Origin of the sequence: Streptomyces sp. NPDC016459 (genome assembly GCF_040632845.1) — a bacterium.
Taxonomy (GTDB): domain Bacteria; phylum Actinomycetota; class Actinomycetes; order Streptomycetales; family Streptomycetaceae; genus Streptomyces.
Genome location: NZ_JBEYCR010000008.1, coordinates 52,153 through 66,490, shown reverse-complemented (window position 1 = coordinate 66,490; position 14,338 = coordinate 52,153). Strand labels below are relative to the sequence as shown.

The window sequence follows — 14,338 nt, the reverse complement described above, 5'->3', positions numbered from 1 at the left end:
CGGAAGGAGCCGGCGTCGTTCATCCTCAGTAGTTCACGCAGACGTTGCCGAACGTCGGGTTCAGCAGACCGATGACCGACACCGTGTTGCCGCACGCGTTGACGGGAACATGCACGGGCACCTGGATCAGGTTTCCCGACCCGGCACCCGGCGAGTACGCCGCCACACCCCCGGCCCAGCTGTCCGCCGAAGCGGCCGACGCGCCGCCGATCACCGCCGCTCCAGCCGCCAGGGCCAGACCGGCACTCATCCATCCACGGGACATCGCACAACTCCTCGTTCTCTCACTGACCGGCGCATCGGCGCCGCACGGACCCCGACGAGGTCTGCGCATCTGATTCGGCCGTGGGGGCGGCCCGGCTTGGGCGAGGAGATCGCATTCACTCGAAGGGACCAGCAGTCTCGGCGCACGGGCCGTGGCCAGCCGTCCGCCCACCACCGCGCTCAGTGGGCCGCCGCGCCCCATTCGGCGTGCCGCCCGAGCACCTCGTAGAGCGACTCGCCCTCGGCCGTCACGGGCGGCAACAAGTTCTTGCGGGCTTCCTCCTTCGCCTCCTGTAGGAGGCGAAGGAACTCTTCGTCGGTCATCCCACTCACCACATTCGACGTCTGTCACCCGTCATTCGTCGCGACCGCCCTCGTGGATGGGCAGGACGCGGCACCCCTTGCCCGATGGAACCGCGCACAACCGATCGGAGCCGCGCCCGTTCGCAGGGCTGCGGAAGCCCTCAGGATCTTGCCCGCTGACCGTTACGTGCTTTATTGCGCATAGTTCGCATTAAGGGGCTCGGGTGCCCGAGTGGCGTAATTGCGGCTTTTCGTGTCGACCTCTTTTCCGGACCGATTTGCCGGGGGCTGACGCACTTTCACCTGCGCCTTTACGGGAATCCCTCCAGTCCCACCACGCTGTGTGGTGATTTTCCGACCGTGATGGTGACGCTGCGCTCATGCTTTTCTACGGCTTACGCAGCCTGCGCGTGGTGATCCACGCGGCGGCCCGTCCGGCATCCCTTCGCCAGGCCGGCCGCCTCGCTCGGTCACCACCCCCACACGTGCTGAACCCCCGCTTTCCGCCGCGCATCCGGCGGGGGCCGGGTGGGTTCGTAGCCGAAAGGACCAGCCGTAGATGTCCCGTTCCAAGAGGCCCGGTAAGCGCGTCGTCGACCAGTCGCTCCTCGTCCTGGGCGCCGGCGCTCTGGCCACCGGCCTGGCGGTGCTCACCCTCGCCCCGAGCACCAGCGTCGCCTCCAGCCACCGCGAGGCTCCCCTGATCGCCGGTGACCCGCGCGCGGACAACACCGACGTGTACGCGTTCACCAGCCCCGACCGCAGCGACACCGTGACTCTCGTCGCGAACTGGATCCCGTTCGAGGAGCCCAACGGCGGGCCGAACTTCTACCCGTTCGCCGACGACGCCTGCTACACCATCAAGATCGACAACACGGGCGACGGGCGGCCGGACGTCACCTACACCTGGAAGTTCCGCAACGAGATCCGCGACGCGGCCAACCAGTTCCTGTACAACACCGGCCAGGTCACGTCGCTGAACGACCCGGACCTGAACTTCCGCCAGTTCTACGACCTCACCGTCACCGACGAGCGCGGTCAGACCCGTACCCTGCTGCGGAACGCCCCCGTCGCGCCCTCGCGCACGGGCGAGGCGTCGATGCCGAACTACGGCACCCTGCGCAACCAGGCCGTGCTCGGCGTGCAGGGCGGCGGCAAGGCGTTCGCAGGGCAGACCGAGGACCCGTTCTTCGCCGACCTGCGGGTCTTCGACCTCCTGTACGGCGGCGACCTGAGCAAGCGAGGCCAGGACACCCTCGCCGGGTACAACGTCAACACCGTCGCCCTGCAGATCCCCAAGAAGGATCTGGCCCTGCGCGGCAACGCCACCCGCAACCCGGTCATCGGCATCTGGTCGACCACCGAGCGCCGAGGCGCCGACGTCACCGGCAGCGGCCCCAAGGCCAAGACCAAGGACGGGTACCGCCAGGTCTCCCGCCTCGGCAACCCGCTCGTCAACGAGGTCGTCGTCCCGCTGCAGTTCAAGGACGCCTTCAACTCCATCTCGCCCGACCAGGACCGCACCGTCCAGCCGGTCGTCGACAAGGTCTACGACCCGATCCTGCCCAAGCTCATCCAGCAGATCTACGGCATCCCCGCACCGGCCACCCCGCGCAACGACCTCGCCGAGATCTACCTCACCGGCATCTGCAAGGCGTGCGGCCCGATCAAGGCCGACCTGAACGCGCACCGCCTCAACCAGGACGCCGACCTGAGGCAGATCGTCCCGGCCGAGGAACTGCGCCTCAACATGGCCGTGCCGCCCACCGCCCGGCCCAACCGCCTCGGCGTCCTCGCCGGTGACCTGGGCGGCTTCCCCAACGGCCGACGCCTGGCCGACGACGTCATCGACATCTCGCTGCAGGCCGTCGAAGGCGCGGCCCAGACCGGGCAGCTCGTCCCCGCCCTGGCGGAGGGCGACAAGGTCAACGCCAACGAGGTCGCCTTCGGGTCGTCGTTCCCGTACGTGGCTCTGCCGCACACCAAGAACGTCAACCGTTCCGGCGGCGGGAACGGTGTCAAGCAGTCCTCGCTGAAGCCGGCCCAGGCGTCCGCCTTCGGCGCGCTGGGCGCGCTGCTGCTCGGCGTGGGCGGTTACCGCGCCTGGCGTCGCCGCCGCACCGCCTGACACATGTGCCCTGGTGGGGCGCGGCGGCTGCCGCGCCCCACCAAGGCGCCCGTCGCCCCGCCCCCGCACGACCGGAGGATCAGTGCCCGGCCAGAACACCCGCGCCCCCGAACCACCTCGCAGGCGCAGACACCTGCGCAGTACGGCGGTGACCCTCGCTCTCGGGGCGGTCATGTTCGCCGTCGGAGCCGTAGGACTTGCTCCGACCGGGCCCTCGCCGACCGGCCTGACCGAGAACTCTCCGCAGAGTGCCGCCGCCGGGCGGGGGACCGTCGCAGCGCTCCAGGAACGCGTGCGCCGGCTTCCGAAGGACCCGGGCGGGTGGGCCGTGCTGGGAATGGCGTACGTCCAGCAGGCCCGTGCCACCGCCGACCCGGCCACCTACGACCGGGCGGAGAACGCCCTGCGGAGATCCCTGAAGCTCCAGCCGTCCGGCAACCACCAGGCAGAGACGGCCATGGGCGCGCTCGCCGCCGGGCGTCACGACTTCGCAGAAGCGCTCGACTGGGCCGAGAAGGCAACGGCGTCCAACCCGTACAGCCCGACCGCCCACGGCGTACTGGCCGACGCCTACACCCAGCTGGGCCGGTACGAGGAGTCGTACCGGACCGTACAGCGCATGGTCGACCTGCGGCCGGACACCGCCTCCTACGCCCGCGCCTCCTACACCTGGGAGCTGCGGGGCGACCAGCGCCGGGCCCGCGAGCTGATGACTCGCTCACTCAAGGCGGCGGCGACCACGGACGAGAGGTCGTTCGCCCGTACGCATCTGGCGCTCCTCGCCCTGGAGAACGGTGACCCGCGCACAGCGGTCGAGCAGGCGGAGGCCGGGCTGGGGGAAGCCCCACGGGACAGCGCCCTCCTGGAGGCCCGCGCCCGCGCCCACACGGCACTGGGCAACACGGAGAAGGCCGTCAACGACTACACCTCTGCCATCGCGATCGCTCCCCTGCCGCACTACCTGCTCGGCCTGGGTGAACTCCAGCAGTCACTCCGGCGGCCGGAGCAAGCCCAGGCCCAGTACGCGATCCTGCGCGCCCAGGAGGCCATTCGCGCTGCGAACGGGGGCCCGGCCGACATCGACGCCATCTTGTTCGAAGCCGACCACGGCGATGCACGCGAGGCCGTCTCGATGGCCGACACGGCACTGACGGGAAGGCCGTTCATCGCCGTCCACGACGCCTACGCATGGGCCCTGCACCGCGCCGGCCGCGACACCGACGCGCTGGAGCACGCCGATCAGGCCCTCGCCCTCGGCACACGCAGTGCCCTCTTCCACTACCACCGCGGAATGATCCACCAGGCGCTCGGCCACACCGCACAAGCCCGGGACGACCTCCGACGCGCACTCTCCATCGACCCGCACTTCCATCCTCTGCATGCCCCCGAAGCCCGCAGCACGCTCAGCAGAATCGACGACACCGCATGATCCCGACCCTCCTGCGCGCGACCGCCGGCGCGTCAACGGCCCTCCTCATCGCCGCCATCGGCACGCCCGTGGCCTCCGCGCACCCGCTGGGCAACTTCACCGTCAACCACCACACCGGACTCGTACTCCACCCGGACCGCGTCGACGTCCGCCTGGTCATCGACCGGGCCGAGATCGCCGCCATGCAGGAGCTCCCTGCCATCGACAGCGACCGTGACGGCAAGATCGCCACCCAGGAGTCCGCGGCGTACGCACGCAAGAGCTGTGCCACCCTCGCCACGCAGCTGCACGCGACCGCCGACGGCGTGCCACTTCGCTGGGCACCGGTCACGGCCGCCGCCCTGACCCACCATCCAGGTGAGGCCGGGCTGAAGACCAGCAGGCTCCAGTGCACCCTGACCGCCCCGGCCGACCTGCGCGCCCCGGCACACGTCGAGCTGCGCACCTCCTACGACACCCGACGCATCGGCTGGCAGGAGATCACCGCCCGCGGCGACGGCGTGCAACTCCTCGACGCGGACGTGCCCGCCAGGTCATCGACCGACGAACTGCGCCGCTACCCCGAGGATCCGCTGGCCACTCCCTTGGAACAGCGGACAGCGACGCTCCGCACCGCACCCGGCAACGACGGGCCGATCGCCGTCACTCGGAGTGCGACTGACGGCGCCGGTCCCCTCGGCACGGTCCTGGGCAAGATCTCCTCGACCTTCGAATCCGTCGTCGGCTCGCGGGAGCTGACCGTCCCGGTCGGGCTGCTTGCTCTCGTCCTGGCCATCGTGCTCGGAGCTTCCCACGCGGCTCTGCCCGGTCACGGGAAGACACTCATGGCCGCCTACCTCGCCGGCCGTCGCGGAACGCCGAGGGACGCGGTCACCGTCGGCGCGACGGTCACCCTCACCCACACCGGCGGGGTCCTCATCCTCGGCCTCGCCCTTCCCCTGGCCACCCACCTGGCCGGTGAGACCATCCTGACCTGGCTCGGCATCACCAGCGGCCTGCTGGTCACTGGCATCGGTCTGTGGCTCCTGCGCTCCGCCCTCTCCCACAAGAACACCGGCCATCACCACGGTCACGGGCATCACCATCACGGCCACAGCCACAGCCACAGCCACGGACACCACCACCATCATCACCACGGCCACCACCATGGCGAACACGACCCCGCGCCTGTGGTCCCCGACAGCCGCCGCCCCCACACCGAGAACGACCAGGGCAGCCCCGTCGCGCTGCTGACCAGGCAGGATGACGAGCACGCACACGCCCACGCGCACGATCATTCTCACGCCCCCGAGCCGGAGCCCGCGCGGACGACTCGGGGCGGTCTGATCGGGATGGGGGTCGCCGGGGGACTGGTACCGAGTCCTTCCGCTCTCGTCGTCCTGCTCGGCGCCATCGCACTGGGCCGTACCGCTTTCGGCGTCCTGCTCGTCCTCGCCTACGGCCTCGGGATGGCAGCCACCCTCACCCTCGCAGGACTGCTCCTCGTACGGTTGCGCGACCGCGTCGAAGCCGGACTGAAGGCCGCCGCGGCCGACCGCTGGAAGCGGGTACGAAGCCTGGCCCGCTACGCGCCCGTGGGCACCTCGGCCCTTGTCCTCGCAGTGGGCCTCGGTCTCACCGCGCGCGCCGCCATGGGCCCGTGGTGACCCACCGGAGCCGCGGCCGGTGTGGGCCGTTCGCGCGACACCACTCGACCTTCGGGCCGCATGTGCCGAAGTAACACATCGACGCCCGTGCCGACCAGCACGGCAGAGAGGCAGGACCTGATGGGCACAGAACACATCGACACCAGACTGCTGAGGGAGCTGACCGAGCAGTCACAAGACCTCAACAGCGACGCACTGCGCGTCACGCGCACGGCGCTGACGGACTTCACGGAGTCCGCCGAGCCCGGGCGTCGCCGCTGGTGGCAGCGCCGCACCACGGTGCTCGGCGCGGCAGGCGCCGCCACGCTGCTCGGGGCGGCACGCGCGACGGCCGCGACCAGCAACGACATCATGGCGCTGCAGACCGCCGCGTCACTGGAGAACCTGGCCGTGAACGTCTACCGGACCGCGGCCGGGCTGCCGTTCATCAAGAACGGCAACAAGACGGTCGTCGCGTTCATCACCAAGACCACCGAGCAGCACACCGCGCACGCCAAGGCGTTCAACGCGGCAGCCACCAAGGCCGGCGGCAAGGCCCAGAACGCGCCCGACCCCAAGTACGCGGCGATCGTCAAGGAGAAGCTCCCGACGATCAAGACCCCGGCGGACGTCGTGGAACTGGCCATCACCCTTGAAGACGTCGCGGCGCAGACCTACACCAAGAACATCGGGCAGGTCGAGGACCGCAACCTGCGGCAGCTCTTCGCCTCCGTCGCCCCGGTCGAAGCCCAGCACCGGGCCACACTGCTGGCCGTGCAGGCACTGCTGGCCGCGGACATGCCCGAGCTGATCGCCATCCCCACCGATGTCGCCAAGCTTCCGGCGGCCGCCGGGAAGGTCGGGTTCCCCGATGCCTTCTACCCGACCAAGAACGCCTCCCCGGTCAGCGAAGGGGCCGTGAAATGAGCAACCACAAGGACGGCTGGGAGCTGCCCATCAGCGAAGGTGAACTCTCCCGCCTGACCGGAGAGATGCGCGACGCCCACGAAGCGACCCTGCCGGTCATGCAGGCCTCGGCACGCGACATGGTCCAGGGCGTGTTCGACCTCAGGCGGACCGGTCCGCAGGCCGATCAGGAGCAGCCCCCGTCCCTGGGGCGCCGGAACTTCCTGATCGGCGCCGGCGCGGGCGCGGCCATGCTGACCCTGGCCGCCTGCGGAGGCGGCAGCTCCGACATCAGGGCCGCGGCCCCCAGCCCGTCGGGTTCACCGTCCGCAGGCACCTACACCGGGGATCTGAAGGTCGTCGCCCTGGCCGCGGCACTGGAGAACCAGGCCGTCGCCGCGTACCAGGCCGCCCTCGCCGCGGCCAAGGCCGGCAAGCTCGGCACCGTACCTCCGGCCGTCGCCACCTTCGCCCAGACCGCCATGAGCCAGCACCAGGACCACGCCGAAGCGTGGAACGCGGTCCTTACGGGGGCCGGCAAGCCGAAGATCACCGGGGTCCCGCTCTCCAACCACGACGACGTCGTCAAGGCACTGGGCCAGGTCAAGGACGTCCCCGGGGTGGCGAAGCTGGCGCTCCAACTGGAGGACCAGGCGACCGAGACGTACGTCTTCGCCACGTTCAACGTGAAGGACATCGGCGGTGTCAACACGGCGGCAACCATCGCCCCCGTCGAGGCGATGCACGCCGCGATCCTCCACTTCATCCTCGGCCAGTACCCGGTGCCCGACGACTTCATCAGGACCGACAAGGCCGCCAGCCCCGACCTCCTCACCGTCTGAGCTCCACAGGCACCCGGCAGACCCGCGGACCGGCGTGATCACCCGAGTGCCGGGGGCCGGCACGCATCACCTGGCGCCCCCGGCACTCGGGCCTCAACGCCCAGCACAGCACCCCCAGGAGAATCCCTTGCTCACCCGACCCCGCATCCGCAGGCCGCACGTTGCCCTGACGATCACCCTGCTGTGCATGCTCATCCCCCTCGTCAGCTGCTCCGACTCCGGCGGGTCCGCCCCCACCTCCCCCTCGTCACCAGCCACGTCAGCCACGGCAGCCCAGGAAGCACGCATCGTCATCAAGGACTTCCGCTTCGAACCGGCCGACCTCACCGTCGCACCAGGAACCAAGGTGTCCGTGGTGAACGAGGACTCGACCCCGCACACCGTGACGGCCGAAGCCGCCAACGCCTTCGACACCAGCACCATCGAAGGCGGCAAGACCGCCACCTTCACCGCACCGCCCACCGCCGGCACGTACCGCTACCTCTGTGACATCCACCAGTCCATGAGGGGCACCCTCACCGTCCGCTGACCCGCACGGCCACGAGACCCCTCACGCCGGAGCAGCCCCATGCCCCACGATCCGACTCGGCCGGACACCGCACACCGGAAGCTTCGCGCAGTCGCCCGCGGACTGGCCGCAACCGGCCTGGCAGTCGACGCCTACCTCCACGCTCACCTCGCCGAACGCTACGACGCGGTCAGCGCCACCATCAGCCAGGGCACCCTCTTCAGAATCGAAGCCGCCATCGCCGCCCTTGCGGCGCTGCTGGTCCTCGTCTGGCGCCATGCTCTGGCAGACGTCTTCGCCTGGACCGTGGCAGCAGGCGGACTCGCCGCACTCCTGCTCTACCGCTACGTCGACGTCGGTGAACTCGGCCCCCTGCCCAACATGTACGAACCAGCCTGGTTCACCGACAAGAACATCGTCGTCATCGCCCAAGTGGTCGCCCTCATCGCCACCTCGGTCCTTCTCCTCACCCGACGACGCAGACGGCACCTCGCCTGACCTGTACCGCTCTTCGTGGTCGCCACCATCGAAGCTCTCACGGCCATTCAGTCAGCCGACCGATCCTCGCCTCGACGGGCTGGCCGCACGACTGACGATCACGCCTGTTTTGCTCCGCGGCTCAGGCGCCGTACGGCGAGGTAGCTGCCCGCCACGACGGCTCCGACGGCCAGGGTAAGACCTATGCCCGTATGCAGATCCGTGGGGCGGGATGCTCCTCCGATTCCGGCCCGGGTGCCACGGCTCGGAACGACGGGAGCCGCTGGCTGGACGACGGTGGCACTTGGAATCCCCGGCTGGACAGTGGTGGCGCTCGGCCCACCGGCTGCACGGGGTCCGTGCTGGTGCGCCTGGGCAGTGCTTCGCAGGCGATGCCGTCATCGGGGCCCTGGTCTTCGTCGAGCCGGTTCGGGTCACTCGTGTCTCGGTTGAATTCCGCCTGGGCGTCTTCCTGGGAGCGGAAGTCTCAGTGATCGAGATCCTGAGCGTGACACCGGACAAGGGGACGATAGGGGTGATGGCCAGGGCTATACCGGCGACCGCGCTGCGACTGCTCATCAGAAGACCTCCTCAGCCAGCGTCCTGCAGACGTCACCCCACGCTATGAGCGGTTCACGTACGGAACGCGTGGCGCTAGCCCGAACGGGCCGGAATTCCCACCCACGACGTTAAGGCGCCGCGCTCCGGCCGTGCCTGTTTCTCGAGTACAGGCCGCAGCTGACTCCTGCCTGCTCTCCCCAACCGGAGGGCCGCCTGACAGCCGCTGCCGTCGTCGACATGCTCGCCGTCCGCGACCTGCCGCCGGGCGACAGGGCTCGGGCTGCTCGGCGGGTTGTGGTCAGTTCTGGTCGAGGGGGAGGGCGATGTCGGTGACCCGGCGGGATGCGGGGAACGTGCCGATGAGCTGGGCCTGTCCGGTGAGGACGTCCACCTTGTAGAAGCGGTGGCTGCCGCCGGTCTTGAGGGCGGCGAATCCGTGGTTCGTGCCCTTGCGGGGGAGTAGTAGATGTCGAAGCCGGCCGAGGGTCCGGCGTTGACTCCGAGGTTGCCGGTGGGGGCGAGTGTGCCGGCGTTGGCGGGCGACTGCAGTGAGACGCGGTCGTTGGTGGTGTCGATGTCGAACAGCGAGCGGCGCGGCGGGGTCGTCGATGTTGGGACGCAGGTTCTGGCCCGTGTCGCTGATGACACGCAGGCGGTTGGCCGCGGGGTTGAAGTCGACGCCGAAGTACCAGCCGGAGAGCGCGACGGTGAGCCGGGAAACCTTCACGGCCCTGGCGTTCTTGTCGAGGGTGTAGATGCCTCCTCGGTCGCCGACGCCGTACAGCTTGCCGTTCTGGACGCGGAAGTCGATTCCGACCAGCTTGGTGTCGGACTCACGCATCCGACCGGACGCGTGCTGTGACGAGCGTCGGCCCTTCGGTCACGCCGGGCCACCGCAGGCGGGCGTTCGAGGGAAGCCGCCGCCTGTCCGGGCGGTCGTGGCGACCCTCACCGCGTGACCAGGCCAGCCGCTTTGTTCCGGCACCGCATGTACTCGTCCGCGCGACGGCATCCGCCGTGCCCTGCGGTACTACACGGAACATCAGCCGCACGCCGACCAGGCCGCCAGGACCTCCGTCGCGCCGGGTGCTGGGGCCCGCGGCGCCGGATTGGCGGCAGGGGAGGACAGACGACCATTCGGCCTAACTTCTGTGACCGGGGGGAGGGTCGTGCTGTTGGGAGGGTGTCCATGCCGCACTCCTGCGGCGGGTCCAGTTTCCAAGGAGATCTCCATGTCGCGTTTCGCAAAGTCGGTAGCCGTAACCCTCGCCGCTGGTGCCATGGTGGCCGGGGGCGCCGGAATGGCCGCCGCTGACGCCGTGGCCGAGGGCGTTGCCGTGGGCTCTCCCGGCGTGCTGTCCGGCAACGTCGTCCAGGTGCCCATTCACATTCCGATCAACGTCTGCGGCAACACCGTCAACGTCGTCGGCCTCCTCAACCCCGCCTTCGGTAACACCTGCATCAACGGCGATTTCAAGGACGGCCACAAGGGCGAGCACAAGGGCGAGCACAACGGCGAGTACTGACAGCACCACCGGTTGTGACGTCCTGCTGAGAGCAGGATGCCGACCGCAGGTCCGCCAGCTTCAAAAAACAGCCGCAGGGCAACCGCCCTGAACAAAACGGCCTCCCCCTTCCTCCGGGGGGAGGCCGCGGGCGTACCTGATGTGGTCGCCGGACCGCGCCAGGGTGCCGCCGACGCCGAGGTGGGGTTCGTGCCGGGCTGCCACGACCGGCCCGGACCTGACACGGCGCGGATGCGGATCGCGGGCCCGGACTTCAGTCCGGGGATCTGGCCGCAGCGACTGAACCATCACCTGCTCGGCTGATGCCCGGGCCGCGCCGCTTGCGGAAGTTCTTCCGCAGCCCGCCATCCTTCCGCACCCACATCCCCTCCCATCTGGACGCGCACGGACAATCGGCGTCCCAGAGGGTCCGGCGGTGTTCCTTTCGGGGAGTGCCGTTGTGTGGCAGGGAGTCCGACGGACACGGCTCCGCGCCCAGGCCGAGGGCCTGCATCTGACCGACGTCGGTCCGGTGGAGATAGCCGTGCCCCCCCGCGACCGCGAAGGCACGTTCGAGCCGAAGATCGCCAGGAAGCGGCAGAAGCGCCTGTCCGGCGTCGACGAGATGGTCATCTCCCTGTCCGCGAAGGGCCTGACCACCGGCGAGGTCCAGGCCCACCTCGCTGAGGTCTGTGGCGCGGATGTCTCCCGCCAGACGATCTCAAACGATCACCGACAAGGTCATGGACGGCATGGCCGAATGGCAGAACCGGCCTCTGGACGCGGTCTATCCGGTGGTCTTCATCGACGCGATCCACGTGAAGATCCGCGACGGCGCCGTTGCCAACCGGCCGATCTACGTCGCCCTGGCCGTAACCACCGAGGGCCGCCGCGACGTCCTCGGGCTGTGGGTCGGCGACGGCTGCGAGGGCGCCAAGCACTGGACGCATATCCTCACCGAGATTATGGCCGGAGAACGCCCGCCATCCGCCCCTCCTTGCCACGTCGGCGAGCACGCGGGTAGAGGCGCGCCACGAGCCAGGGCGCCTGCCGACGCTGGGCACGTCGGCAGGAAGACGCAGACAGGAGCCGTAAACGCGCTCCGACAAGCCGCACCCGGCGCAACCGTCACTCAGGGGGCAAGCTCCACGGAAAGTGAGCCAGAACCCGAGAACTGTCTGCCCAAGGACTCGAAGAAGCCGCCCTTCAACGCACCTGTCACCATCGTGCACAAATGGGCCTTCGAGGCCGTGGGCAAAGACAACCGCGTCGTGCGGGGTGGGTGCGCGGCAGGACCGTCTCCCGGACATACGCCTTTCCAGGTGCTCCACCCCCAGCCGGGGGTACTGGAGGTCGTTGCAGGATCGCCTGAGATGCTGGCAGCATGATCGTTCCCTTCCTTGTCGGCGTCGTCATACTGGCTGGCGTCCTCACCTTGGCCGTGTGGGTCTGCATCAAGTACGTGCAGGCCTGCCGGGAGCGGCGCGCCTGAGCCCCGCCGTCCCGACAGACGCCATGCCGCCCAGCTCCACCAATGCACGCTGCGCCCCCGGCTGCGCCCCCGGGCCTCCAGCCCGCCACCAGGTCACCCACCTCAGCCGTGGGGACGCCTTCCCTTCCAGGAGCTCGAGCACCTACACCCCAGGCCTGTTGCTGTGACGGAGTGGTGATCTTCAGGGTGCTGGGCTGCGCGGCCCACCCCTTGTGATGCGGCGGGCGGCGGGGCTTTCCGCGCGCCGGCGGCATGCTGGTGGGCAGGAATCGAGGTGGGATTACCGAGTCGTCCCAGTCGATCCCACCGGCGGCATCGGCTTTGGCCTGTACCTGCTGGAGTAGCCGTTCCCAGGTACGGTCGGCTGGCCAGCGCCGGTGGCGCTCGTAGACGGTCTTCCACGGCTGGCCAGCGCCGGTGGCGCTCGTAGACGGTCTTCCACGGCCGGCCAGCGCCGGTGGCGCTCGTAGGCGGTTTTCCACGGCCCGTAGCGTTCAGGCAGGTCACGCCACTGCACCCCCGGTTCGCACCGGTGCAGGATGCCGTTGCCCACCTGGCGGTGATCGCGCCACCGCTCGCAGCGGTTACTGCCCGCGGGCCAGTGGCTCCAGACTTCGCTACTCCGCCCTCTGTCAGATCCCCCCGGCCAGTCACGCAAGAGCCGACGAACCAGTAGGCGACATTGTTACGGGTCAGCACCTGCGATGCCACCACGCCAACTCCGGCTCTGTCGTCGCCTCGTGGTGCGTTCGCCCGAGGAGCACCGCGTCCAGGCGCTCGACCTGCACCCGAAGTTCGCTGGAGGCCCTTGGCGGAAGCATAAACAGGGCATCCTGCAGCTTGTCCCGGGCCCAACCCTCGCCGCAGCAGAGACAGGTGAACTCCGCCTCCCCTTGTCTCCACCGGCGCCTCGTGCCGTGGACGCGCACGGACCACACCCTCAGCGCCACCGCCACGATGCCCGGAGACAACCGATCCCGTTCGAGCACACGGACAGCGGCATTCGCCGCTCCCGACAGCCCCGTGACATCGCGATACCGTGCCCAGGGTCTACCCCCCCAGCCGCGTTCCCGCGGCCGAAGTGACGCTGGTGTTCTACGAGGCACGGCCCCTTCGGATGTATGTCATGGGCGGCATCCTCCCATAACCCAAGATCGGCCGGACAGAACCTAGCTGGGCTTGAGGGTGAGGCCTCCGGGGGAGACAGCGACTTCGCCGGTCGCGGCCTCGAGCGTGGTGGGGGTGAGGTAGTGGCGCTGAACGTCCTCCTCAGGATTGCCGACTCCTCCGTGTCCAGTAGTCGCTCATCGGGGCATTCAACAGCGATCGAGACGCTCCTACCAGCAATATTCCCCACTATCGGCAGCCAGATGAGATGACCTCCAAGGATCAATCAGTGGCCTCGTTGAAGCCGAGGCAGACGTCAGCCGACGAGGCTTTTCCCGAATGGGCCGACAGGGCTTCGTGGGCGTGGCCTGCTTGACCCGCCAGGCCGCCGCCTGCACAGTCGGGGTGCGGCACCGCGGCAGCGCCGCTTCCCTCTGTCGGCTGGCCCCTCGTCCACGGGGCGCGGACGACCCTGACAGCCAGGAGCGACTGGTCCGATGGTCCTCGACCTGGTAGTGATCGGTACGGCTATCACCCTGGGGCCCCTGCATAACAGCGCGTTCATCCTGCTGCTCTCCTCGCGGCGGGGCGTCCGTAAGGGTCTGGCGTTCCTGTTGTCGTGGCTGGCCAACCTGATCGCCGTGATCGCCGTCGTGGTGCTGCTGACGGGCGGGCAGCCTCCGGCTCGACATAGCGCGCCCTCGACCGCCGCGCTGGCCGCGAAGCTCGCCATCGGTCTGGCCCTGGTGCTGTACGGCGCGCACCGGCGGCGCCGGCCGCCCCGCCCGCACGGCCCACCGCGCTGGGCCGCGCGGATCGACAACGCATCCTGGGTCACGGCAGCCGGTCTGGCGTGGCTGCTGCAGCCCTGGGGACTCGTGGGCGCCGGTGCCGCAGCGGCCCTTGAGGCGAACCTCTCCACCGCTGGGGACTGGCTCGCGCTGACCTGTTACTGCCTGCTGGCCACCCTCAGCCTCATCGTCATGGAGATGTACGCGGTCTGGGCGCCCACGGCCGCGAACGCCCGGCTGAACGCCCTGCGGAACTGGCTGGGGCAGCACCAGGAACAACTGATCGTCACGATCTCCCTGCTCGCCGGTCTCTGGCTGACCGCCGTGAGCATTTACGAGCTGGTCTCCTGAAGCAGGCGGGCCCCGGTTGCGATCCCTCTTGTTCGGCTTGATGGCGTCG

Annotated in this window: 11 protein-coding genes and 3 pseudogenes; 10 read left to right on the top strand and 4 right to left on the bottom strand. The window is 69.4% G+C overall.

Going from position 1 to position 14,338, the window contains the following annotated elements:
• Nucleotides 1–25: 25 nt before the first annotated feature.
• Together ABZ567_RS20560 and ABZ567_RS20555 are read right to left on the bottom strand one after the other, a co-directional pair.
• Entirely contained in the window at nucleotides 26–250 is a 225-nt protein-coding gene (locus tag ABZ567_RS20560) for a chaplin (RefSeq protein WP_360791904.1), read from the bottom strand.
• A 194-nt stretch (nucleotides 251–444) separates the two neighbouring features.
• Nucleotides 445–588 carry a hypothetical protein gene (locus tag ABZ567_RS20555; RefSeq protein WP_360791901.1) on the bottom strand — a complete coding sequence of 48 codons (144 nt, stop codon included), beginning with the start codon at nucleotides 586–588 and terminating at the stop codon, nucleotides 445–447.
• 538 nt (nucleotides 589–1,126) lie between these two features.
• Between ABZ567_RS20555 and ABZ567_RS20550 the strand changes: the two genes are divergently transcribed.
• The 7 genes from ABZ567_RS20550 (at nucleotide 1,127) to ABZ567_RS20520 (ending at nucleotide 8,503) form a co-directional block, all read left to right on the top strand.
• Nucleotides 1,127–2,695 carry a DUF4331 domain-containing protein gene (locus ABZ567_RS20550; RefSeq protein ID WP_360791899.1) on the top strand — a complete coding sequence of 523 codons (1,569 nt, stop codon included), beginning with the start codon at nucleotides 1,127–1,129 and terminating at the stop codon, nucleotides 2,693–2,695.
• A gap of 148 nt (nucleotides 2,696–2,843) precedes the next feature.
• Complete coding sequence (locus tag ABZ567_RS20545) at nucleotides 2,844–4,124, top strand: tetratricopeptide repeat protein (protein WP_360791896.1); 1,281 nt, start codon at nucleotides 2,844–2,846, stop codon at nucleotides 4,122–4,124.
• The gene (locus ABZ567_RS20540) at nucleotides 4,121–5,770 is read left to right on the top strand and encodes a sulfite exporter TauE/SafE family protein (RefSeq protein WP_360791893.1); all 1,650 of its coding nucleotides are present in this window, start codon (nucleotides 4,121–4,123) and stop codon (nucleotides 5,768–5,770) included. The genes ABZ567_RS20545 and ABZ567_RS20540 overlap by 4 nt, the downstream gene beginning before the upstream one ends.
• Before the next feature lie 120 nt (nucleotides 5,771–5,890).
• Nucleotides 5,891–6,676 (top strand): ferritin-like domain-containing protein, encoded by a 786-nt coding sequence (locus tag ABZ567_RS20535; protein ID WP_360791891.1) that lies wholly within the window; start codon nucleotides 5,891–5,893, stop codon nucleotides 6,674–6,676.
• Nucleotides 6,673–7,497: a ferritin-like domain-containing protein gene (locus tag ABZ567_RS20530; protein WP_360791888.1), complete on the top strand. Its 825-nt coding sequence runs from the start codon at nucleotides 6,673–6,675 to the stop codon at nucleotides 7,495–7,497. The genes ABZ567_RS20535 and ABZ567_RS20530 overlap by 4 nt, the downstream gene beginning before the upstream one ends.
• Nucleotides 7,498–7,624: 127 nt before the next feature.
• Entirely contained in the window at nucleotides 7,625–8,026 is a 402-nt protein-coding gene (locus ABZ567_RS20525) for a cupredoxin domain-containing protein (RefSeq protein WP_360791886.1), read from the top strand.
• Nucleotides 8,027–8,065: 39 nt separating this feature from the next.
• Entirely contained in the window at nucleotides 8,066–8,503 is a 438-nt protein-coding gene (locus tag ABZ567_RS20520; protein WP_360791883.1) for a hypothetical protein, read from the top strand.
• An 838-nt stretch (nucleotides 8,504–9,341) separates the two neighbouring features.
• Here the strand turns inward: ABZ567_RS20520 and ABZ567_RS20515 are convergent.
• Nucleotides 9,342–9,872 (bottom strand): annotated as a pseudogene (locus ABZ567_RS20515) (DUF4394 domain-containing protein); the annotation flags it as partial.
• Nucleotides 9,873–10,275: 403 nt separating this feature from the next.
• On the opposite strand from ABZ567_RS20515, the gene ABZ567_RS20510 reads away from it, so the two are divergent.
• Nucleotides 10,276–10,569 (top strand): chaplin, encoded by a 294-nt coding sequence (locus ABZ567_RS20510; RefSeq protein ID WP_360791880.1) that lies wholly within the window; start codon nucleotides 10,276–10,278, stop codon nucleotides 10,567–10,569.
• Between the two features lie 476 nt (nucleotides 10,570–11,045).
• Nucleotides 11,046–11,513, top strand: a pseudogene (locus ABZ567_RS20505) (transposase); the annotation flags it as partial.
• Nucleotides 11,514–12,274: 761 nt separating this feature from the next.
• On the opposite strand, the pseudogene ABZ567_RS20500 reads toward ABZ567_RS20505, so the two are convergent.
• A pseudogene (locus ABZ567_RS20500) lies at nucleotides 12,275–12,593 on the bottom strand (transposase); the annotation flags it as partial.
• Nucleotides 12,594–13,644: 1,051 nt separating this feature from the next.
• On the opposite strand from ABZ567_RS20500, the gene ABZ567_RS20495 reads away from it, so the two are divergent.
• Nucleotides 13,645–14,289, top strand: a complete 645-nt coding sequence (locus ABZ567_RS20495) for a GAP family protein (protein ID WP_360791877.1) — start codon at nucleotides 13,645–13,647, stop codon at nucleotides 14,287–14,289.
• The last annotated feature ends 49 nt before the right edge of the window (nucleotides 14,290–14,338 follow it).

Bases quoted from the DNA above. Each gene is read 5' to 3' on its own strand.
- ABZ567_RS20560 (WP_360791904.1), bottom strand. From the start codon at position 250: ATGAGTGCCGGTCTGGCCCTGGCGGCTGGAGCGGCGGTGATCGGCGGC.
- ABZ567_RS20555 (WP_360791901.1), bottom strand. From the start codon at position 588: ATGACCGACGAAGAGTTCCTTCGCCTCCTACAGGAGGCGAAGGAGGAA.
- ABZ567_RS20550 (WP_360791899.1), top strand. From the start codon at position 1,127: ATGTCCCGTTCCAAGAGGCCCGGTAAGCGCGTCGTCGACCAGTCGCTC.
- ABZ567_RS20540 (WP_360791893.1), top strand. From the start codon at position 4,121: ATGATCCCGACCCTCCTGCGCGCGACCGCCGGCGCGTCAACGGCCCTC.
- ABZ567_RS20535 (WP_360791891.1), top strand. From the start codon at position 5,891: ATGGGCACAGAACACATCGACACCAGACTGCTGAGGGAGCTGACCGAG.
- ABZ567_RS20530 (WP_360791888.1), top strand. From the start codon at position 6,673: ATGAGCAACCACAAGGACGGCTGGGAGCTGCCCATCAGCGAAGGTGAA.
- ABZ567_RS20520 (WP_360791883.1), top strand. From the start codon at position 8,066: ATGCCCCACGATCCGACTCGGCCGGACACCGCACACCGGAAGCTTCGC.
- ABZ567_RS20510 (WP_360791880.1), top strand. From the start codon at position 10,276: ATGTCGCGTTTCGCAAAGTCGGTAGCCGTAACCCTCGCCGCTGGTGCC.
- ABZ567_RS20495 (WP_360791877.1), top strand. From the start codon at position 13,645: ATGGTCCTCGACCTGGTAGTGATCGGTACGGCTATCACCCTGGGGCCC.